The 20945-nt window shown below is 67.9% G+C and carries 22 protein-coding genes; 10 read left to right on the top strand and 12 right to left on the bottom strand.

The window, feature by feature from the left end; translation table 11 throughout:
• Positions 1-2 precede the first annotated feature (2 nt).
• From iscR to uvrB, 6 genes are all read right to left on the bottom strand, one after another.
• Positions 3-554, bottom strand: a complete 552-nt coding sequence (gene iscR / locus CBM2588_RS06865) for a Fe-S cluster assembly transcriptional regulator IscR (protein WP_012352431.1) — start codon at positions 552-554, stop codon at positions 3-5.
• Positions 555-673: 119 nt separating this feature from the next.
• Positions 674-2770: a site-specific recombinase gene (locus CBM2588_RS06860; protein WP_115679902.1), complete on the bottom strand. Its 2097-nt coding sequence runs from the start codon at positions 2768-2770 to the stop codon at positions 674-676.
• Positions 2771-2851: 81 nt separating this feature from the next.
• Complete coding sequence (locus CBM2588_RS06855; protein WP_115679901.1) at positions 2852-3337, bottom strand: low molecular weight protein-tyrosine-phosphatase; 486 nt, start codon at positions 3335-3337, stop codon at positions 2852-2854.
• Between the two features lie 95 nt (positions 3338-3432).
• Entirely contained in the window at positions 3433-3675 is a 243-nt protein-coding gene (locus CBM2588_RS06850) for a hypothetical protein (RefSeq protein ID WP_062797958.1), read from the bottom strand.
• Between the two features lie 40 nt (positions 3676-3715).
• Positions 3716-3937: a hypothetical protein gene (locus CBM2588_RS06845; RefSeq protein WP_115679900.1), complete on the bottom strand. Its 222-nt coding sequence runs from the start codon at positions 3935-3937 to the stop codon at positions 3716-3718.
• Between the two features lie 92 nt (positions 3938-4029).
• The gene (gene uvrB, locus CBM2588_RS06840) at positions 4030-6114 is read right to left on the bottom strand and encodes an excinuclease ABC subunit UvrB (protein ID WP_018006920.1); all 2085 of its coding nucleotides are present in this window, start codon (positions 6112-6114) and stop codon (positions 4030-4032) included.
• Between the two features lie 172 nt (positions 6115-6286).
• On the opposite strand from uvrB, the gene CBM2588_RS06835 reads away from it, so the two are divergent.
• Positions 6287-7483, top strand: coding sequence for an amino acid aminotransferase (locus tag CBM2588_RS06835; protein ID WP_115679899.1), 1197 nt, complete (start codon positions 6287-6289; stop codon positions 7481-7483).
• Between the two features lie 309 nt (positions 7484-7792).
• Positions 7793-9061 (top strand): polyhydroxyalkanoate depolymerase, encoded by a 1269-nt coding sequence (locus CBM2588_RS06830; RefSeq protein ID WP_115679898.1) that lies wholly within the window; start codon positions 7793-7795, stop codon positions 9059-9061.
• Positions 9062-9107: 46 nt separating this feature from the next.
• Here the strand turns inward: CBM2588_RS06830 and CBM2588_RS06825 are convergent, their stop codons facing one another.
• Complete coding sequence (locus CBM2588_RS06825; RefSeq protein WP_018006923.1) at positions 9108-9743, bottom strand: TetR family transcriptional regulator; 636 nt, start codon at positions 9741-9743, stop codon at positions 9108-9110.
• Between the two features lie 328 nt (positions 9744-10071).
• On the opposite strand from CBM2588_RS06825, the gene rsxB reads away from it, so the two are divergent.
• Both rsxB and nth read left to right on the top strand, forming a co-directional pair.
• Positions 10072-10893, top strand: coding sequence for an electron transport complex subunit RsxB (gene rsxB, locus CBM2588_RS06820; protein WP_115679897.1), 822 nt, complete (start codon positions 10072-10074; stop codon positions 10891-10893).
• On the top strand, positions 10890-11534 hold the full coding sequence (gene nth / locus CBM2588_RS06815) for an endonuclease III (protein ID WP_115679896.1): 645 nt from the start codon (positions 10890-10892) through the stop codon (positions 11532-11534). Before rsxB ends, nth begins: the two co-directional genes overlap by 4 nt.
• Here nth and CBM2588_RS06810 read toward each other — a convergent pair.
• Positions 11503-12180 (bottom strand): TetR/AcrR family transcriptional regulator, encoded by a 678-nt coding sequence (locus CBM2588_RS06810; RefSeq protein ID WP_115679895.1) that lies wholly within the window; start codon positions 12178-12180, stop codon positions 11503-11505. The two genes, nth and CBM2588_RS06810, sit on opposite strands and share 32 nt — an antisense overlap.
• An 85-nt stretch (positions 12181-12265) precedes the next feature.
• Between CBM2588_RS06810 and CBM2588_RS06805 the strand changes: the two genes are divergently transcribed.
• The 3 genes from CBM2588_RS06805 to CBM2588_RS06795 are packed head-to-tail and all read left to right on the top strand — an operon-like array spanning position 12266 to position 15541.
• Positions 12266-13819: a flavin-containing monooxygenase gene (locus CBM2588_RS06805; protein WP_115679894.1), complete on the top strand. Its 1554-nt coding sequence runs from the start codon at positions 12266-12268 to the stop codon at positions 13817-13819.
• Entirely contained in the window at positions 13816-14799 is a 984-nt protein-coding gene (locus tag CBM2588_RS06800; protein ID WP_115679893.1) for an alpha/beta fold hydrolase, read from the top strand. Before CBM2588_RS06805 ends, CBM2588_RS06800 begins: the two co-directional genes overlap by 4 nt.
• Positions 14800-14815: 16 nt before the next feature.
• Positions 14816-15541: a Coq4 family protein gene (locus CBM2588_RS06795; RefSeq protein WP_115679892.1), complete on the top strand. Its 726-nt coding sequence runs from the start codon at positions 14816-14818 to the stop codon at positions 15539-15541.
• 210 nt (positions 15542-15751) lie between these two features.
• Here CBM2588_RS06795 and CBM2588_RS06790 read toward each other — a convergent pair whose 3' ends face one another.
• Both CBM2588_RS06790 and CBM2588_RS06785 read right to left on the bottom strand, forming a co-directional pair.
• Complete coding sequence (locus CBM2588_RS06790; RefSeq protein ID WP_092313907.1) at positions 15752-16339, bottom strand: malonic semialdehyde reductase; 588 nt, start codon at positions 16337-16339, stop codon at positions 15752-15754.
• An 87-nt stretch (positions 16340-16426) separates the two neighbouring features.
• Complete coding sequence (locus CBM2588_RS06785; protein ID WP_115679891.1) at positions 16427-17374, bottom strand: DMT family transporter; 948 nt, start codon at positions 17372-17374, stop codon at positions 16427-16429.
• Between the two features lie 112 nt (positions 17375-17486).
• On the opposite strand from CBM2588_RS06785, the gene CBM2588_RS06780 reads away from it, so the two are divergent.
• Positions 17487-17918 carry a DUF1841 family protein gene (locus tag CBM2588_RS06780; RefSeq protein ID WP_115679890.1) on the top strand — a complete coding sequence of 144 codons (432 nt, stop codon included), beginning with the start codon at positions 17487-17489 and terminating at the stop codon, positions 17916-17918.
• A gap of 132 nt (positions 17919-18050) precedes the next feature.
• The gene (locus CBM2588_RS06775; protein ID WP_115679889.1) at positions 18051-19349 is read left to right on the top strand and encodes a phospholipase A; all 1299 of its coding nucleotides are present in this window, start codon (positions 18051-18053) and stop codon (positions 19347-19349) included.
• A gap of 13 nt (positions 19350-19362) precedes the next feature.
• Here the strand turns inward: CBM2588_RS06775 and CBM2588_RS06770 are convergent, their stop codons facing one another.
• A complete protein-coding gene (locus CBM2588_RS06770; RefSeq protein WP_115679888.1) occupies positions 19363-19794 on the bottom strand; it encodes a thioredoxin family protein in 432 nt (143 codons plus the stop codon).
• Positions 19795-19903: 109 nt separating this feature from the next.
• A complete protein-coding gene (grpE, locus tag CBM2588_RS06765) occupies positions 19904-20479 on the bottom strand; it encodes a nucleotide exchange factor GrpE (RefSeq protein WP_115679887.1) in 576 nt (191 codons plus the stop codon).
• A 275-nt stretch (positions 20480-20754) separates the two neighbouring features.
• Here grpE and CBM2588_RS06760 point away from each other — a divergent pair, with 275 nt between their 5' ends.
• Complete coding sequence (locus CBM2588_RS06760) at positions 20755-20928, top strand: hypothetical protein (protein ID WP_172583565.1); 174 nt, start codon at positions 20755-20757, stop codon at positions 20926-20928.
• Positions 20929-20945: the final 17 nt, after the last annotated feature.

The raw sequence follows: 20945 nt of genomic DNA, 5'->3' as shown, positions 1-20945 counted from the left end.
GTTCAGGACTGCGCCAGGCTGAAAACTGAATTCACCATTCTGGCCCGGACCGGCTTTTCCTGCTTGTCGGCCTTGCCGCGCGCTGCGGCGACCGGCTGCGCGGCGTCTTCGCGCATGTCGTGCAGCACGGCGGGCTGCCGCTCGCGCTGCTGGTCCACCAGGTTCTTGAGGGAAACCGAGTCGAGGTACTCGACCATCTTCTGGTTCAGCGTGGCCCACAGTTCGTGGGTCATGCAGCGCCCCGAGCCGTCATCTCCGTTACAATTGCCCTTGCCGCCGCACTGGGTGGCATCCAGGGGCTCGTCCACGGCGATGATGATGTCCGCCACGGTGACGTCCTCGGCCTTGCGCGCCAGGCTGTAGCCGCCGCCCGGGCCGCGCACGCTTTCGACGATCTCGTGCCGGCGCAGCTTGCCGAACAGCTGCTCCAGGTACGACAGCGAGATCTTCTGCCGCTGGCTGATGCCGGCGAGCGTGACCGGTCCCTGGTCCTGGCGCATGGCCAGGTCGATCATCGCAGTGACCGCGAAGCGGCCTTTGGTGGTCAGTCTCATGGTGCAGGGCTCTGGGGTGAAGCGTGGGGGTGAAGCTAATACTTGATCGTTTCCGTCAAGTATAAAGGTACCCGACTAATTCAGTCAACTACCCCTGCCGCACCGCACCACTTCCGCCCTCAGGCCTGGCGCCCGCCTGCAGCCGCGTGCGCGGGTGCCGCGCGCGGCGGCACCAGCAGCGACAGCGGATGTTTCAGGATGCGCCGCCGCACGGCCGCGCTCAGCTCGGCGCGATCGATGCGCCGCAAATTGCGTGACCGCAGCGCCATATTGAATGCGAGCGCAAAGCTGACCGCCACGTTCAGCATGCCCATCAGCGCAATGCCCGCCACCGCCAGCCACAGCGCCGGCATGCGCAGCGCATCCCACCCCAGCACGCCGATCGCCGCGCCCACCGACCCGGTCGACAGCGTCACATGGCGCACTTCCATATGCGGGCCGAAGAAGCTAAGGATCTCCGGCCCCAGCCCCAGCAGCAGCCCCAGCGACACGTTGGCGACGATGCCCGACAGGTTGCGTTTCCAGAAGTCCGCCACCCGGGTGGCGCCGCGTGCGCCGAGCACATACTGCAGGCGCCGGTGGTAAGCCATCACGTCGTGCACGCGGTGCAGCGCGAACCAGTTGTCCGCCCAGCCCGCGAACAGGCTCGACAGCCACAGCAGCACGCCGGTGAAGGCCGCATACAGCGGCGTCGGTCCCAGGATCGAAAAGGACTCGATGGTGGCGATCGCCTTGGCCGGCGTGATCAGGTTGGCGCCCAGCAACCTGTGCGCCAGCCACTGCACGCCCAGCGCCACCGGGAACACCACCGCCAGGTTGCCGGCAATGGCCGCCGCGTTGGAGCGGATCATGGCGACGGTGTCGTCGACAAAGATCTCACGCCCCTCCGGCCGCCCCGCGTTATCGAGCCGGTGCGCCAGCGCGGGCCCGGTCATGGCCGGCTGCTTGGTCGCCAGCGTGAAGTGGGCGAAATGGATGGCGAGGAAGCTGCCGGCATAGTTGAGCGAGGCCAGCACGCCTTCGCTGAACTTGTCCAGGTGCAGCCCGTAGATCAGGAACTTGAGGTACACCGTGGCCACCGAGACCAGGCCGCCGCCCGCCGCGGCGCGCACCAGTTCGGCATATTCGCGGCGGTCGCGCGTGATGTAGTGCTCGCCGGTCTCGGCCGAGCGCTCCACCACCTTGCGCGCCAGCTGCGCGAACGAGGTCCCCGCCAGATGCGCAATGCTGCGCCGCGCCTGGGTCGAGCGGATCAGTTCGGCCACCAGGTGCGCCGGCATGCCGGGTCGGCCGGGCTCGACCCACGCCGCCAGCAGCAGCTCGATGCGGCTGAGCTGCACCTTCATGCGCTCGATCTGGAACACCACCTCGACCGACACGCCGTTTTCCTCCAGGTCCTCGTACACCTGGCGGGCGGCGGCGTGGCAGCCGTCGAGCAGCGCGCGCAAGTAGTTCAGGCGATGGCCGAAGCTGTTGTCGTCGCGGCGCAGGCCGTCCTCGCGCAAGGCCTGGATGGCCTCGTCCAGGCGAAAAAACGGGGTGTCCTCGACACGGCCCGCCAGCCGCGAGCGGATCGCCTGGCTCAGCCCGGTGGCGCGCACCTGGCTGACCAGCACCGCGATGCTGGTGGCCAGGGTCTGGCCCAACGCCTCGCGATAGCGCGCCAGGGCCGCTTCTTCGCCGTCGGCGCGGCCGCTTTCGAGCACGCGCGCCAGCCGCGCCGTCAGCGCATCGTCGATGGCCTCGACCCAGTCGGCATCCTCGTCGCCGACGAACACCAGCGCAAACAGCGCCGCCATGTCGCTGCGGTTCGGCGGCGGCGGCAAGAAGCGGCTCTGGAGCCGGCTCACCATCTCGCTGACGAAGCCGGGATGCTGCGCCACGCCGGTATCGCAGAATAGGCCAGTGGGGTCGTTCTCGCGCAGCAGGCTGCGCACCGTCTGCGCAAAGCGCGCGGCCCAGTCCGGATGCCGCTCCAGCACCTGCAGCAGGTAGCGCAGGCGCACGTGCTCGGGATGGCGGCGCGGCGCGCCGTCTTCCTGGCTGTCGGCATCGGCGCCAAGGCCGCCGTCGCGACGGATCCAGAAGGCCAGTTCGATCAGCCAGCCGTTGCGCTCGGCCAGCGGCGCCTGCGGATCGGCCGCACTCAGGATGGCGTCGAGCTGCAGGCTGGCATTGCGCGACTCGCGCCATTTGCGAAACAGTTTGCGAAGCATGGATTCTCGTCGGGAGCGGGCCGCCGGCCGCGGGCGCAGGACGCCGCGGCGGGGCCGGGAAAGACTGCGCAGCGGGCCGGCTCAGCCGGCCGGCTGCAGGCGCTGGCGCAGCTCGGCCACCAGGCCGTCGCAGGCATCTTCGATATAGTCGAGCACGCGCTCGAAGCCATCGCCTTCGCCGTAATACGGGTCCGGCACCTCGTCGGCATCGTGGCGGGTGGCGAAGCTCATCAGCAGCCGCACCTTGTCGCCGGCATCCGGGCGCAGCCGCAGCAGGCCGGCCAGGTTCTCGCGGTCCATCGCCAGGATCAGGTCGAAGCGGTCGAAGTCCGGCACGCCGACCTTGCGCGCGCGCAGCGCCGACAGGTCATAGCCGCGCTGCAGCGCATGGCGCTGGGTGCGGGGATCGGGGGCGCGGCCGAGGTGGTATTCATGCGTGCCCGCCGAATCCAGCTCCACCAGCGGCGCCAGCCCGGCGGCGTCGAGCTTGGCGCGCAGCACGCCCTCCGCCGTTGGGGAACGGCAGATATTCCCCATGCAACACATCAGGATGGCATATGGCTTCATCGGATCAAGGCTTGGCAAGATGGCATGGAGGCGCGATTCTACCTGCCGCCCTTGCCGCCGGCCCGGCGTGTCGCAGCGCTGGGCGGCGCGCGGCGCTAGGCGAGCTGCTTGGCCAGCCGTTCCCCGTGCGCAAACCCGGCCACTTGCGCGGCCTCGGCCGACTTGTAGTGGTCGGTGATGCGCGAGCTGTCGGTCAGCGTGCCGGCGGCCCGGATGTTGGTGCCGGGGCGGCAGACGCGCACCGTGTACGACCATTCGCTCTGTGAACGCTGCCTGACCTGCACTTGCACTTCGTGGGTCTCATAGACCTTCTTCTTCCATTCGCCGATGTCGGTCATTGTGGTTTCTCCACGGGAAATGGGGGTACCCGCCGGCGCGCTAGCTGACCTCGCCCGCGTCGATCGCACGCATGGCGCCGGCCTCCGCCATGGCGATGGCGGCTTCAGGGGTGGGCGCGTCGCCGGCGATTGCCTCGAAGCTCGGGCCGGTCGGTTCGCCGAACGCGTCGGCGATGCGCATCTGCGCGGCAAAGCCGCCGGCGGCATTCGGGACCGCCGTGACCACCACCGCGTAGCCGCCGTATTCAAACTGGCGTTCCATCGTGCCTCCTTCGCAGCGGTCTGTGGCCCTACCCCGCGCTGGCGCCGCCGAGGATTTCACTATAGGCGAAGCGCGCCCGGCGTTGCGGCGTATCAGGCAGGCGGCAGCGCGCCCTCGCCGCTGGCGCCGAACACCTGCGCCTTGAGCTTGGCCAGCTGGTCGCGCACCTGCGCCGCCTGTTCGAACTCCAGGTTGCGCGCATGCTCGAGCATGAGCTTCTCCAGCCGCTTGATCTCCTTGGAGACCTGCTTTTCGCTCATCTCCTCGTAGCGCGCCTGCTCCTGCGCCGCCTGCAGCTCGGCCCTGGCGTCGCTGACGTTGTAGACGCCGTCGATGATGTCCTTGATGCGCTTGACCACGCCGCGCGGCGTGATGCCGTTGGCTTCGTTGAAGGCGATCTGCTTGGCGCGGCGGCGCTCGGTTTCGTCGATGGCCTTCTTCATCGAATCGGTCATGCGGTCCGCGTACAGGATGGCGGTGCCGTTGACATTGCGCGCGGCGCGGCCAATGGTCTGGATCAGCGAGCGCTCGGCGCGCAGGAAGCCCTCCTTGTCCGCGTCGAGGATCGCCACCAGCGAGACCTCGGGGATGTCCAGCCCCTCGCGCAGCAGGTTGATGCCCACCAGCACGTCGAAGGTGCCCAGGCGCAGGTCGCGGATGATCTCGACGCGCTCGACGGTGTCGATGTCCGAGTGCAGGTAGCGCACCTTGACGCCGTTCTCGGTCAGGAACTCGGTCAGCTGCTCGGCCATGCGCTTGGTCAGCGTGGTCACCAGCACGCGTTCGCCGGCCTCGACCCGGACATGGATCTCGGACAGCAGGTCATCCACCTGCGTGGTCGCGGGGCGCACCATGATGACCGGGTCGACCAGGCCGGTCGGGCGCACCACCTGCTCCACCACCTGGCCGGCGTGCTCCTGCTCGAACTGCGCCGGCGTCGCGGAGACGAACATCACCTGCCGCATCTTGCGCTCGAACTCGTCGAACTTGAGCGGCCGGTTGTCCAGCGCCGACGGCAGCCGGAAGCCGTACTCCACCAGCGTGGTCTTGCGCGCGCGGTCGCCGTTGTACATGCCGTTGAGCTGGCCGATCAGCACATGCGATTCGTCCAGGAACATCAGCGCGTCGGGCGGCAGGTAGTCGACCAGCGTCGGCGGCGGGTCGCCGGGACGCGCGCCGGAGAGGTGCCGCGAATAGTTCTCGATGCCCTTGCAGAACCCCAGCTCGGACAGCATCTCGAGGTCGAAGCGGGTGCGCTGCTCGAGCCGCTGCGCTTCCACCAGGCGGTTTTCCTTGTGGAAGAACTCGAGCCGCTCGCGCAGTTCGTCCTTGATCGCCTCGATCGCGCGCAGCACGGTCTCGCGCGGGGTGACGTAGTGGCTCGACGGGTAGACCGTGAAGCGCGGGATCTTCTGCCGCACCCGCCCCGTGAGCGGGTCGAAGAAATGCAGCGACTCGACTTCGTCGTCGAACATCTCCAGCCGCACCGCCATTTCGGCATGCTCCGCCGGGAAGATGTCGATGGTGTCGCCGCGCACGCGGAAGGTGCCGCGCTGGAAGTCGGTCTCGTTGCGGGTGTACTGCATCGCGATCAGGCGCGCGATCACGTCGCGCTGGCTGATCTTGTCGCCGGCCCGCAGCGTCAGGATCATCTGGTGGTATTCGGTCGGATTGCCGATACCGTAGATCGCCGACACGGTCGCGACGATGACGGTGTCGCGGCGCTCCAGCAGGCTCTTCGTCGCCGACAGCCGCATCTGCTCGATATGCTCGTTGATCGACGAGTCCTTCTCGATAAACAGGTCGCGCTGCGGGACGTAGGCCTCGGGCTGGTAGTAGTCGTAGTAGCTGACGAAGTACTCGACGGCATTGCGCGGGAAGAACTCGCGGAATTCCGCGTAGAGCTGCGCCGCCAGCGTCTTGTTGGGCGCGAACACGATGGCCGGCCGTCCCATGCGCGCGATCACGTTGGCCATGGTGAAGGTCTTGCCCGAACCGGTGACGCCCAGCAGGGTCTGGAACGACAGGCCGTCTTCCACCCCCTCCACCAACTGCCGGATTGCCTCGGGCTGGTCGCCGGCGGGCGGGAACGGCTGGTACAGCTGGAACGGGGAACCGGGAAATGTGACGAATTTGTCTTCGTCCAGGGCCGGCGCGGCTTCGGCAAGGTTCGTCATAGGGGCGTGACTAGGGAAATACCTGAGGAAAACGGGCGGATTACGCTAGAATCTTGGGGTTGTCAGCCCCCGCTTCAAGCCAAGAAGAGCGCGGCCGGGCCTGCCAGCCTCCAGCGCAGTACGGAGCATTCTACGCCTTCCGTTTTTCACATAGCCGACCACGAGATTCCAAATGAGTTTGTTTTCTGCCGTCGAGATGGCCCCGCGCGACCCGATCCTGGGCCTCAACGAAGCCTTCAATGCCGACACCCGCGCGACCAAGGTCAACCTGGGCGTTGGCGTGTACTTCACCGACGAAGGGAAAATCCCCCTGCTGCGCGCCGTCCAGGAGGCAGAAAAAGCCCGTCTGACCACCGCCACCCCGCGCGGATACCTGCCGATCGAAGGCATCGCGGCCTATGACCAGGCGGTGCAGACGCTGCTGTTCGGCAAGGAATCGCCGCTGATCACGGAAGGCCGCGTGGTGACGGCCCAGGCACTTGGCGGCACCGGCGCGCTGAAGATCGGCGCCGACTTCCTGAAACGCCTGTACCCGGACGCCAAGGTCGCCATCAGCGACCCGAGCTGGGAAAACCACCGCGCGCTGTTCGAATCCGCCGGCTTCCCGGTGGTCAACTACGCCTACTACGACGCCCCGAGCCACGGCCTGAACTTCGCCGGCATGGTGGAATCGCTGAAGTCGTTCCCCGCCAACACCATCGTCGTGCTGCACGCCTGCTGCCACAACCCCACCGGCGTCGACCTGTCGCCCGAGCAGTGGCAGCAGGTGGTGGAACTGGTCAAGGAACGCAACCTGATCCCCTTCCTGGACATGGCCTACCAGGGCTTTGCCGACGGCATCGATGCCGATGGCGCCGCGGTGCGCCTGTTCGCGGACTCCGGCCTGCCGTTCTTCGTGTCGAGCTCGTTCTCGAAGAGCTTCTCGCTGTACGGCGAACGCGTCGGCGCGCTGTCGATCGTCACCACCGGCAAGGAAGAAGCGCAGCGCGTGATGTCGCAGGTCAAGCGCGTGATCCGCACCAACTATTCCAACCCGCCGACCCACGGCGGCACCGTGGTCGCGACCGTGCTGAACAGCCCGGAACTGCGCGCCATGTGGGAAGAAGAACTGGCCGAAATGCGCGACCGCATCAAGCTGATGCGCCATGCGCTGGTCGACAAGCTGGCCGCCAAGGGCGTGCCGGGCGACTTCTCCTTCGTCAAGGCCCAGCGCGGCATGTTCTCGTACTCGGGCCTGACCTCGGACCAGGTCGACCGCCTGCGCAACGAGCACGGCATCTACGCCGTCAGCACCGGCCGCATCTGCGTTGCGGCGCTGAACAGCCGCAACATCGATGCGGTGGTCGACGCGATCGCGGCCGTGATGTAACACCGTTGCCAGTTGCCGCGCCGCAACGGAAGGCAACTGGCGTGGGCATCACAAAACCATGGAAAAAAAGCGGCTTCGGCCGCTTTTTTCATTTGTTTGCGATGTTGTAGGAGGTTGACACCGAAAAATCAGGCCAATGCCTTATTGTGTTCCCCGCATAGGGAAGTACTTTAAGGTATATGCTGCAAAGCAAGATCGTTAGCACGGTCGTTCGATTCAGGCATAATCGGCGCCACACGATCCCAGGTGTATTGTCAGTACATTGTTACTTGGTGGTACGCATCCTCAGTAAGACCAGGCAGAAACGGCATGCTCTATCAATTGCATGAGTTCCAGCGCTCGATCCTGCACCCGCTGACCGCGTGGGCCCAGGCGACCGCCAAGACCTTCACCAACCCCCTCAGCCCGATGTCGCTGGTACCTGGCGCGCCCCGCCTGGCCGCCGGCTACGAACTGCTGTACCGGCTTGGCAAGGAATACGAAAAACCGGCGTTCGATATCAAGTCGGTGCGCTCCAACGGGCGCGACATCCCCATCGTCGAACAGACCGTGCTGGAAAAGCCCTTCTGCAAGCTGCTGCGCTTCAAGCGCTATGCCGACGATCCGGAAACCATCAAGCTGCTCAAGGACGAGCCCGTGGTGCTGGTGGCCGCGCCGCTGTCGGGCCACCATGCCACGCTGCTGCGCGACACGGTGCGCACGCTGCTGCAGGACCACAAGGTCTACGTCACCGACTGGATCGACGCGCGCATGGTGCCGGTCGAGGAAGGCGCCTTCCACCTGTCGGACTACATCTACTACATCCAGGAATTCATCCGCCATATCGGCGCCGAGAACCTGCACGTGATCTCGGTATGCCAGCCCACGGTACCGGTGCTGGCGGCGATTTCGCTGATGGCGTCCGCCGGCGAGAAGACGCCGCGCACCATGACCATGATGGGCGGCCCGATCGACGCCCGCAAAAGCCCGACCGCGGTCAACTCGCTGGCGACCAACAAGTCCTACGAGTGGTTCGAGAACAACGTCATCTACACCGTGCCGGCCAACTACCCCGGCCACGGCCGCCGCGTCTACCCGGGCTTCCTGCAGCATGCCGGCTTTGTCGCGATGAACCCGGACCGGCACCTGTCGTCGCACTATGACTACTACCTGAGCCTGGTCGAGGGCGATGCCGACGACGCCGAGGCGCACGTGCGCTTCTACGACGAATACAACGCGGTGCTCGACATGGCCGCCGAGTATTACCTCGACACCATCCGCGAGGTGTTCCAGGAATTCCGCCTGGCCAACGGCACCTGGGCCATCGACGGCAAGCCCGTGCGCCCGCAGGACATCAAGAGCACGGCGCTGATGACCATCGAGGGCGAGCTCGACGACATCTCCGGCGCGGGCCAGACCGCCGCCGCGCACGACCTGTGCGCCGGCATCCCGAAAAACCGCAAGCAGCACCTGAACGCCGAGCGTTGCGGCCACTACGGGATCTTCTCGGGCCGGCGCTGGCGCGAGGACATCTACCCGCAGCTGCGCGACTTTATCCGCAAGTACCACCAGGCCCCGGTGGCCGTGGCCAGCAAGTAAAAAAACGCCCGCGCAAGCGGGCGTTACTGTCTGCGCCGCCGGCGCCTCAGGGCTTCTTCAGGTAGCTCAGCAGCATGTCCGTGTGCAGTTCGGCAAAGCGCTCGTGCTCCTGCTGCGATGCCACGTCGCGGCCGATCACGGCACTGATGGTGTAGCGGTTCGACAGCACGTAGTAGCCCAGCGCGGAAATCGTCAGGTAGAACTGCGGCACGTCGATATGGTCGCGGAACAATCCCTGCTGCTGGCCGCGCCGGATCACGTCGGCAAGCACGTCGACCACCGGGTTGATCAGCTGCTGCAGCTGCGCGGACTTCTTCAGGTGGCGCGCCTCGTGCAGGTTCTCGCTGTTGACCAGGCGGATGAACTCGGGGTGCTCGTAGTACCAGTCCCAGACGAAGCGGGCCAGCGTGCGCACGCCCTCGACGGGGTCTTCGTCGACCAGGTGCAGTTGCTCTTCGGCGGCGCGGAAGTTTGCGTATTGCTTCTCGAGCACCGCCAGGAACAGGCCCTCCTTGCTGCCGTAGTAGTAATACAGCATGCGCTCGTTGGTCTCCGCGCGCCGGGCAATCTGGTCGACGCGGGCGCCGGCCAGACCGCCCTTGGCGAATTCCTCGGTGGCCGCAGCGAGGATGCGTCGGCGCGTCCCTTCCGGGTCGCGTTTGGTCTTGGGCTCTGTTGACATGGGGTGTGGTCGATCGTTGCGCGGATTATGGCACAGGCCGGATTGCGGCAATCCGGCCGCGCGACGCGCATCATCGCCGTTTCTGTCCGCCGGCGAAATCGGGGATAATCCTTGCGGCGCGAAAACCGCAGGGTCCGCAGAGACCCCGGTGCCATAGGGGCCGCCAGCACATTGTCCGCCCCGGAAGGGCTGACGTTATGTCGCCAACCGCTCACAGCATCGCGCAAATATCGTGCTTTGCCCGTGGCCGCGCTGGTGCGGCTGCCGGTGTGGCTGCTGGCGCGCTATTTTGACCCTGCTCTTGTCCCCTGAATTGCTGTCCGTTGTCGTGAATCCCGCCGTCAAGTCCCTCGCCGACCGTCTCGAGGCGCTGCTGCCGCAGACCCAGTGCACCAAGTGCGGCTTCAGCGGCTGCCGCCCCTACGCCGAGGCCATGGCCAGCGGCGAGGCTGCCTGCAACCGTTGCCCGCCGGGCGGCGCGCAGGGGATCGCGCGCCTGGCCGCGCTGCTGGGCACCGAGCCCCTGCCGCTCGATCCCGAACGCGGCACCGAGCAGCCGCGCGCCGTCGCCCGCATCGACGAGAGCCTGTGCATCGGCTGCACCCTTTGCATCCAGGCCTGCCCGGTCGACGCCATCGCCGGCGCCGCCAAGCAGATGCATACCGTGATCCCCGAGCTGTGCACCGGTTGCGACCTGTGCGTGCCGCCCTGCCCGGTCGACTGCATCGACATGGTCCCCGTCACCGGCACGCGCACCGGCTGGGACGCGTGGTCGCAGGCGCAGGCCGATGCCGCGCAGGCGCGCTACCTGGCGCGCAACGCGCGGCTGGTGCGCGAGCGCGAGGAAAACGATGCGCGCCTGGCCGCCAAGGCCGCCGCCAAGCTCGCCGCGGTGCAGGCCGAAGCGCCCGAGAACGACGCCGAGCGCGCCGCGCAGGAACGCAAGCGCGCCATCATCCAGGCCGCGATCGAACGCGCGCGCCAGAAGCAGCAGGCCGCGCGGCCGCGCAATACCGACAACGTATCGGCCGCGGTGCAGGCGCAGATCGATGCCGCCGAAGCGCGGCGCGCGCGCGCCGGGCTGACACCGCGGCAGGAAGATCCCCATCCCGCGCACGACCCGGCCAACGACCCGAAGAAAGAATCATGAACGCTGCCAAGTGCCGTGCCATCTTCGAGACGCTGCGCGAAGTGAATCCGGCTCCGACCACGGAGCTGGAGTACAGCTCGCCGTTCGAGCTGCTGATCGCCGTGCTGCTGTCGGCGCAGGCCACCGACGTTGGCGTGAACAAGGCCACGCGCCGTCTGTTCCCGGTCGCGCATACGCCGCGGCAGATGCTGGAGCTGGGCGAGGCCGGCCTGAGCGAATACATCAAGACCATCGGCCTGTACAAGACCAAGGCCAGGCATGTGATCGAGACCTGCAGCATCCTGGTCGAACGCCATGGCGGCAAGGTGCCGGCAGAGCGTGAAGCGCTGGAAGCGCTGCCGGGCGTGGGCCGCAAGACCGCCAACGTGGTGCTCAACACCGCGTTCGGCCAGCCCACCATCGCGGTCGACACGCATATCTTCCGCGTCTCCAACCGCACCGGCCTGGCGCCGGGCAAGAACGTCGACATCGTCGAGCAGAAGCTGCTCAAGTGCGTGCCGCATGAATTCCTGCACGACGCCCATCACTGGCTGATCCTGCACGGCCGCTACGTGTGCAAGGCGCGCAAGCCGGAATGCTGGCACTGCGCGATCGAAACGCTGTGCGAGTTCAGGGAGAAAACCCCGGCGCCACAGCTGTAGCCGCGGCCGGCTCGGGCGCAGGCTTGGGCTCGTGCGCCAGCACCAGCGCCAGCTGCAGCGCGGTGCGCGCGACCACGTCGACTTCGGGACTGTAGCCGTGGCGGATCCAGCGCACCGCAAGGTGGACCACGCCGCCCGCGACGCCCGCCGTCAGCAGTGGATCGCGCTCGCGCCCCGGCGGCAGCAGCGCCTGCGCCAGCAGCCCGCCAAATTCATCCAGCGAATCGGCCAGCGCGCCGTCAACCAGCTTGCTGACGCCACGGATTTCCACCAGGAACACCCGCGCCGAGCGCGGTTCGCGCTGCAGCGCGCCGAAATAGGCGCGCAACATCGCCAGCGCCCGTTGCGCGCCGTCGTGGCCGGCGGCCTCGCCCGCCTGCACCAGGGTGTGCAGCAAGCGATGGGTCACCGTTTGAAACGATGCCAGCAGCAAGGCCTCGCTGTTGGCGAATGACTCGTAGAAATAGCGCTCGGTCAGGCCCGCGGCCTCGCACACCGCCTTGACGGTGGCGTTCTGGTAACCGCGCTCGCCGTAGACCTGCACGGCCGCGGCAATCAGTTGCGCGCGGCGCTGGGCACGGCGCTCTTCGGCTTCGGCGCCGCGATAGCGGCGCGCGGGAGTCAGCTCGGGGGTCATGCGCGCCATTATGACATTCCCTATGGTCAGAAAACTTGCCGGATGGCTTCTGACAATCTATGTTGTCAGAAGTGTCACTCGACGGATGCCTCTCATGCGCGATGCCAGTTCCGATGACGCAGTGCTCGATGTGCTGATCGTGGGCGCCGGCCTGTCCGGCATCGGCGCGGCGCGCCAGCTGCAACGGCGCTGCCCCGGCAAGCGCTACGCCATCCTCGAGGCGCGCGGCGCCATCGGCGGCACCTGGGACCTGTTCCGCTACCCCGGCATCCGCTCGGACTCGGACATGTACACGCTGGGCTACCGCTTCAAGCCCTGGCGCGGCGCCAGGGCCATCGCCGACGGCCCGTCGATCCGCGCCTATATCCGCGAGACCGCCGCGGAAGCCGGCATCACGCGCCAGATCCGCTTCGGCCACCGCGTGGTGAGCGCGGCGTGGGACAGCGCCGACGCGTGCTGGACCGTCGCAGCCGAACGCGGCGCCGACGGCGGCCGGGTGCGGCTGCGCGCGCGCCTGCTCTATGTCTGCGCCGGCTACTACAGCTATGCCGAGGGCCATCGTCCCGCGTTCGACGGCGAGGACCGTTTTCGCGGCCGCATCGTGCATCCGCAGTTCTGGGACGAGTCGCTCGACTACGCCGGCAAGCGCGTGGTGGTGATCGGCAGCGGCGCCACCGCGGTCACGCTGGTGCCGGCGATGGCCGCCAGCGCGGCGCACGTGACCATGCTGCAGCGCTCACCCACCTATATCGTGTCGCGCCCCGGCGAGGACGCCATCGCGCGCACCCTGCGGCGCGTGCTGCCGGAGCGGCTGGCCTACACCGCCACGCGCTGGAAGAACGTGCTGCTCGGCATGACCTTCTTCCAGCTGGCACGGCGCCGGCCGGAACGCGTCAAGGCGCGCCTGGTCGACATGGCCGCGGCGCAGTTGCCGCCGGGCTTCGACGTGGCGACGCATTTCACGCCGCGCTACAACCCATGGGACCAGCGCCTGTGCCTGGTACCCGACGGCGACTTGTTCCGCGCCCTGCGCGAGGGCCGCGCCTCGGTGGTGACCGACACCATCAAGCGCTTCACCGAACATGGTATCGAGCTGGCCAGCGGCAAGTCGCTCGACGCCGATATCGTGGTGACGGCCACCGGGCTGAAGCTGAACATGCTGGGCGACATTGCGCTCACGGTCGACGGCCAGCCGCGCCGCCCCGCCGAATGCCTGGCCTACAAGGGCATGATGCTCAGCGACGTGCCCAACCTGGTGCTGGCATTCGGCTACACCAATGCCTCGTGGACGCTCAAGGCCGACCTGACCGCGGAGTACGTCTGCCGCCTGCTGCGCCACATGGACCGCCATGGCCACCGCATTGCCGTGCCGCGCGCGCCCGCCGCGGTGCAGCCGACGCCGTTCCTGGACTTCACCTCGGGCTATGTGCAGCGCGCCGCCGGCGTGCTGCCGCGCCAGGGCGACCGCAAGCCGTGGCGCGTGCACCAGAACTACCTGAAAGACCTGCTGACGATACGGCACGGGCGCATCGCCGATGGCGTGCTTCAGTTCGGCGCGCCACCGGCGCTGCGCGAGCCGCGCAACGCGCAGGAGGCAACCGGCGCCAACACCGTCGCGGCCGTCGCCGCCAGCGAGGTGCAGCCATGACCGTAGCCCTTATCGCCCTGGCGGTGCTGCTGGCCTTGCTGGTGCTGTCCGGCATCGCGCTATGGCTGTACACCTGGCGCACCGCCCGGCGCATCGAAGCGGCGATGCCGCCGCCGGGCCGCTTTGTCGACGTGCCCGGGGCGCGGCTGCATGTGGTGGAACGCGGGCAAGGCCCGGCACTGCTGCTGGTGCATGGCCTGTCGGGCCAGCTCGAGAACTTCGGCTACGGCATGATCGCGCCGCTGGCCCAGAGCTTCCGCGTCATCGCCGTCGACCGCCCCGGCGCCGGCCATTCCACCCGTACGCCCGGCAGCGCCGCCGACCTGCCCGCGCAGGCCGACGCGCTCGCCGCGCTGTGCGACAAGCTGGGCCTGCAACGTCCGCTGGTGGTGGGCCATTCGCTGGGCGGCGCGATTGCGCTGGCGCTGGCGATTCGGCATCCGGAACGCGTCGGCGGCCTGGCCCTGATCGCGCCGCTGACGCATCCGCCCAGGGAGATCTCGCCGGTGTTCCGGGCCATGACCGTGCCTCGCGCGTGGCAGCGCCGGCTACTGGCGTGGACTCTGGTGGTGCCGATGTCGATCCGCCATCGCGCCGAGGTCATGGACATCGTGTTCGGCCCCGACCCGGTGCCGGACGACTTTCCGACCCGCGGCGGCGGCCTGCTGGCGTTGCGCCCGTGCCATTTCCTGGCGGCGTCGGAAGACCTGATCGGCGCCGCGCACAGCCTGCCAGCGCTGCTGCGCCACTACGGCACGCTGCGTGTGCCGGTCAGCGTGCTGTACGGCCGCGACGACCGCATCCTCGACTTCGCCGAACACGGCGAGGCGCTGGTGGCCAAGGTGCCGGGCGCCACGCTGACCCTGGTCAGCGGCGGGCATATGCTGCCGGTGACCGCCATCGACACCAGCGTCGATTTCGTGCGCGCCGCCGCGGCGCGGATGCAGGGCACCGCGCCGCGGCCGGCACAGTTCGCTTGATCCCAGGAGAGCGCCCATGGCTACCACGACGGCTTCCAACCCTTACAAGCAAGATGCCTTCGCCGCGTTCCGCGCGGTGCGCAAGCTGATGGCGGACGGCAACGACACCGAGCAGGTATTCCGCATCATGCGCGCGCTCAACGGCCCGTCGATGCCGCGCAACTTCCGCCGCCTGCTGGCCACGCACGACGGGCGCCGCATGGTCTACCAGCGCATCGAGCTGGCCGAGCGCCTGTCCGATCCCGCCTACGTGGCCGGCTTCGCGCCGGGCACGGTCGGCGCCGCCTATCGCGCCTTCCTAGAACAGACGGGATACAGTGCGGACGGGCTTGCCAAGGTGTCGAACCTCGACCAGGAACCGGTGCTCGAAGACGCCTACCTGTGGTTCGGCCGGCGCACGCGCGACATCCACGATATCTGGCATGTGCTGACCGGCTACCGCGCCGACGAAAGCCTGGGCGAAGCCGCGCTGGTGGCGTTCAGCTATGCGCAGACCGGCGGCAAGGGCTGGGCCCTCATCGCCATCGCGGCGTCGCTCAAGAGCTTGCGAGTCACCGGCAGCCTCGCCTTTGCGCGCGCCGTGCTGGAGGGCTACCGGCTGGGCCGCCGCGCCGGCTGGCTGCTGGGCGAGGATTACGAGAAGCTGCTGCACGAACCGATCGACGCGGCGCGCGCACGGCTTGGGATCGGCCAGGCGCCGCGCTACCTGGCCTGCAATCCGATGCAGCAATGGACCGCCTGATCCACGCGCCAGGCAAGGCCTGAAAAAAAAGCGACCACGCGGGTTAATGCCGTTCAGTTAAGTCATCAAACACTACCGTCGTTCCCGCGTAGGCGGGAATCCAGCGTCTTTTGAAGTCGCTGGGTTCCCGCCTACGCGGGAACGACAGTGGTTAACTGAACGGCATTAGACCACGCGGGTCGCTTTTTTGTTTGCCGGTAACGGGCGGGTTCAGACGATGCGGCAAGCTTCGTCGAACGACAGGCGCGGGCCGCGCGGATACAGCTTGTCGGCCACGCCATAGCCCAGGTTGCACAGGAAGTTGACCTGCCACTTGCCGTCCGGGAAGAACGCCGCGTTGACCTTGTCGGCGTCGAAGCCGCCCATCGGGCCGCAGTCCAGGCCCAGCGCGCGCGCCGCGAGAATGAAGTAGCCGCCCTGCAGCGAGCTGTTCATCAGCGCGTCGCGGGCGATCTTGGCATCGTTGCCGGCGTACCAGGAGCGGGCGTCGGCGTGCGGGAACAGCTTGGGCAGCTGGTCGTGGAAGGCGGTGTCGAAGGCGATGATCGCGGTCACCGGCGCCGAGCGCGTCTTGTCGACGTTGCCGGCCGACACGCAGTCCACCAGGCGCGCCTTCTCGGCGGCGCTCTTGACGAACACGATGCGCGCGGGGCTGCTGTTGGCAGCGGTCGGGCCGAACTTCATCGCTTCATAGATCTGGTGCAGCACGGCGTCGTCCACATGGCGGTCCTGCCACACGTTGTGCGTGCGGGCTTCGGTGAACAGTTGGGCCAGGGCGGCGTGGTCGATCTGGGACATGCGCGTCCTTTCTGTACGGAGGTAAGAGAAAGCGCGATTGTACCCAAGCGCCGGCGCGCCTCGCGACATCGCCTTTGAGCAACCCGTTCAATTCCCTTGGATGTCGGCGCGCGCCGGGGCGGGTGCGCTGCCGCGGCGGGTCAGCCACAGCACGCCCGCCAGGATCAGGCCGCCGCCCAGCGCCTGCGCCGCGCCGATCTGCTCGCCCAGCAGCAGGGCCGCCAGCACCACGGTGACCACCGGCTCCAGCGTCGACAGCATCGACGCCTGCGCCGCGCCCAGCCGCTGCAGCCCGGCAAAGAAGGTCAGGATCGCCAGCACGGTCGACAGCAGCGCGATCCCCGCCAGCGCCAGCCAGCCGCCGGAATCGGCCGGAAACTGCGGCGGCGTGCCCGCGCCCGCGCGCAGCACGCCGACCGCGCCGTAGACCAGCGCCGCCGCGGTGCAGATCACGGTGGTGGTGGCGATCGGGTTGACGCCGACGGTCAGGCGCGCGCCGACGATGATGTAGACGGAGTAGATCACCGCCGCCGCCAGCCCCAGCGCGATTCCCAGCGGCGAGCCCGCGCCGCCGCCGACGGTCAGCCCGGCGCCCACCGAGCACAGCACCAGCGCCACCACCGCGGCGGTGGTCAGCCGCTCCTTCAGGAAGATGGCCGCGAGGATGGTCACGAACAGCGGATACAGGTACAGCAGCAGCGCCACCAGACTGGCCTGCGCATGGTTGAGCGCGCTGAAGAAGCAGAACGACTGGCCGACATAGCCGATGCCCCCCATCGCCGCCAGCGCCAGCACGCGCCGCCACGGCGGCAGCGCGATGCCGCGCGTGCGCATCACCCACGCCAGCGCCGCCGCGGCCAGTATGAAGCGCACCAGCAGCAGGCCGTACACGTCCGCGCCAGCGGCGTAGGCGAAACGCGCGAAGATGGCCATGGCGCCAAAGGCGCTGGCCGAGACCGCGATCAGCAGCACGCCGGCCAGCTTGTCGCGGGCTGCGGTCGGGGCGGTGGGGGCGCTGGGGGCGGCAGGGCTCATCGGGCAGGCAGGAAGTCGGCGATCCCGCATTCTACTTGGGACCATCGCCGCCATTTCGACCACCGTCGGGCCGCCGGCAAGGGTCGCCCCCGTCGTCTACAATGGCGCCACCATGTTCAATCCCTCACGAGAAGAAGTCCGCCGGTTCTTCTGCGATGCCTGGCAGAAGCAGATCGCAGGCGGCGTGCTGACCCCGCTGGAAGCCATTGCCGTCGACTGGATCGGCGAGCACCCGGAATACCAGGACCTGCTGCGCGACACCGAAGGCGCGCTGGCGCAGGACTACACCCCCGAGCAAGGCCAGACCAATCCCTTCCTGCACCTGGCGATGCACCTGTCGATTTCGGAGCAGGTCTCGGTCGACCAGCCGCGCGGCATCCGCCAGGCCTACGAGGCGCTGGCGCGCCGGCTCGATTCCCCGCACCAAGCCCAGCACCAGCTGATGGAATGCCTGGGCGAGATGCTGTGGCAGGCCCAGCGCACCGGCCAGCCGCCGGACGGCGACCACTACGTCGACTGCGTCAGGCGCCGCGCCAGCCGCTGACAGCGCGCGCCGGTACGCGCAAAAAGTGCAGCGTACAATTCCTCACAAGCCGTTGCGGGCGGCCGTGGTAGGCTTTGGGCTCCGTATTTCCCCTAGTTACGTTGCCATCACCCGGCAACGTCGCGCATCTTCATGCCCCCTACTGCCCTTTTCTCGCGGCAGCGTCTGGCGCCAGCCAGCCGTGCCGTCGCCCCCCTCTGCCTGTCGCTGATGCTGGCCTGGCCGTTGGCCGGCCATGCCGGCGTGGCGCTGCTGCAGCCGCCGCGCGTGATCGACGGCAACCAGCCGCTGACGCTGACCCTGGTGGTGTCGGCCGACAACACCACGCGCCGCTACCGTATTCCCGACACACTCGAAGTGACCGCCTCCGGCGAGATGCAGGCGCCGGTGCGGCTGGTGCTGTGGCGCGAAGTCTCCGGCCCCGCCGTGGTCAACCTGCGCCGTGGCGAGCATCGCGCCATCCATTACACGGTGGCGCTGCCGCCGGTGCTGCGCGGCCAGGTGCGGCTGGATGCCACCGGCATCGACGCCGCGCCGGTGCTGGTCACGCTGAACCGGCTGCCGCAGCCGGGCGAGGCGGCCACCTCGACGCCGCCGGTGGCCAGCCAGGCGCCGGCCGCGGTTGCCGACAGCCCCGACTCCGCGGACGGCGCGCCCGTGCCGGTGACCGGAGTCACCACGGCCCAGGCCGCGGCGCCCGCTCCGGCCGACCTGCGCGACAGCGCCCGGCTGTCGTTCCACGACCCGATGTACTTCATGGTCGGGGCGAACGATGGCGCCAACGCCAAGTTCCAGTTCAGCTTCAAGTACCGCATTTTCGAGGGCGAGGATCCGGCCTCGAAGCGCCTGTTCGACAACCTCTACTTCAGCTACACCCAATTCTCGCTGTGGGACCTGAGCGAAGATTCGGCGCCGTTCCGCGACACCAACTACCGGCCCAGCGTGTTCTACTACCTGTCGGATACCGGCGTGCGCAACAACGTGATCAGCCGGCTGTCGCTGGCCGCCGGCCTGGAGCATGAATCCAACGGCCGCAACGGCGCGGACTCGCGCAGCATCAATACGGTGTTCGTCAAGCCCACCTTCTATTTCGGCGACCAGAACGACTGGCACTGGCGCGTGGCGCCCAAGCTCTACGCCTATGTGGAAAAGGCCGACAACCCGGACATCGCCCACTACCGCGGCTACATGGACCTGGGCATCGCCTATGGGCGGCCGGACTCATGGGAGTTCTCGGCGACGCTGCGCAAGGGCACGCGCAAGTGGTACGGCAGCGTCGACGCGCAGCTGACCTACCCGATGGCGCGGCTGATCCCCGGCACGGCCGGCTACCTGATGGCGGGATATTTCGTCGGCTATGGCGAGAGCCTGCTCGACTACAACCACAAGCTGCCGTGGCAGTTCCGCATCGGCTATGCGCTGACGCGCTGAAGCCGGGACTGCGCTAGCCCGCCAGCGGCTTGCCGCTGGCCTTCAGGCGCGCATTGGCCACGGCCGCGGCAAACTGCCCGTGGCCGTGCCAGCCGGTGGCCCGGCCCAGCTTCTTGCCGTTCTGGAAGAACATGAACACCGGGATGCCGTGCAGGCCGAAACGCCGCCCCAGTTCAGGGTGCGCATAGACGTTGGCGTGCAGCCAGTGCAGTTCCAGCGCGCGCACCGGCCCGGGATTGGCCAGCATCGCCTTCTTGGCCATTTCGCAGTTGAAGCAGTCCACGCCCCAGAAGAACACGCACACCAGCGCGTCGCCGGCCGCGGCGATGGCGCCGTCGATGGTGCCATCGTCGACCTCGCGCATGGCAAAGGCGTCAAAGGCGCGGTGGTCCAGATGCGGGGCCGCGGACGGATCCGGCGCGCCGGCTTGCGGTTCGGTGCTCATGGTTCGCTCCTGATGCGGCTCGCCCCGGATGAGGCGCGCTGCCAATGACGAACGCCCGGGCCGGCAGGCACCGGGCGTCGGGCCGTGACAGGACGGCAGGGGCGGCGGCTTACTTCGGCGCCGCCACCGTGACCAGCGCCGGGCGCAGCACGCGGTCGGCAATGGTGTAGCCGCGCTGGAGCACGGTCACCACGGTATTGGGCTCCTGCTCCGCCGGCACCATCGAGATGGCCTGGTGGCGGTGCGGGTCGAACTTCTCGCCTACCGGGTTGAGCTCGACGATCTTGCCGCGCTCGAAGGCGGCTGCCAGCTGGCGCGCGGTCAGTTCCACACCTTCGCGCAGCTTGGCGATATCGCCCGAGCCGTCGGCCAGCGCGGCCTGCAGGCTGTCCATCACCGGCAGCAGGTTGTCGGCAAAGTTCTCGATGGCGAACTTGTGCGCCTTGGCGACATCTTCCTGGGCCCGGCGGCGGATGTTCTCGCCTTCGGCCACGGCGCGCATGTACAGGTCGTAATTCTCGCTGGCCTTGGCTTCCAGGGCGGCCAGCTGGGCCGCCACGTCGTCCGCGGCGGCAGCCGCAGTGTCGGGCGCGCCGGTCTCCGGGCTGGCGGTGGCGGTGCTGGCCGCCTCATCGCACGCAGGCGTCGCAGTCTGGTTGGATGGCGTCTGCTTCTGGTCTTCCATGTCGATCCGTATCAATGCAGTGTCGCGGCCCGCCGTGGGGCTGGCCGCGGGTGGTAAATCGGCGTGTGCCCGATGCAGGTGGTGGCAGCTCGCCGCATTTCAAGAGTGGCGCCGGCGCGACGCCGAAACACACGGTTACAAAGCCCGGCCCGTTGCAATCGACGCCTTATTGCTTTGCGCCAATGCCCTCACTAAGATTCCTAGTAAGAAAAATGACAAAAATGTCGAGGGCCCAGGAGATGGTTCATTTTTGTGCCGCTTCCGAAAGGTTGGCCATGCATAAGCTCCCAGTCGTGACGGTGTGCCTCGTGGCCGCACTGGCGGTCATGACCGCCTTTATCTGCCTGTCCGGCGCCTTTACTCCGCGCGATACGGAGTATGGCAGCGGCAAGGCGGTGTTCAAGCACTACATCGTTCCCTTCGTCAGCCAGGACGTCGCGCAGGAATAACCCCGCCCCACCTGGCG

Origin of the sequence: Cupriavidus taiwanensis, from assembly GCF_900250075.1 — a bacterium.
GTDB lineage: Bacteria > Pseudomonadota > Gammaproteobacteria > Burkholderiales > Burkholderiaceae > Cupriavidus > Cupriavidus taiwanensis_C.
Note: the sequence above shows the minus strand (reverse complement) of the source record. Positions and strands in the feature narration are given on the sequence as shown.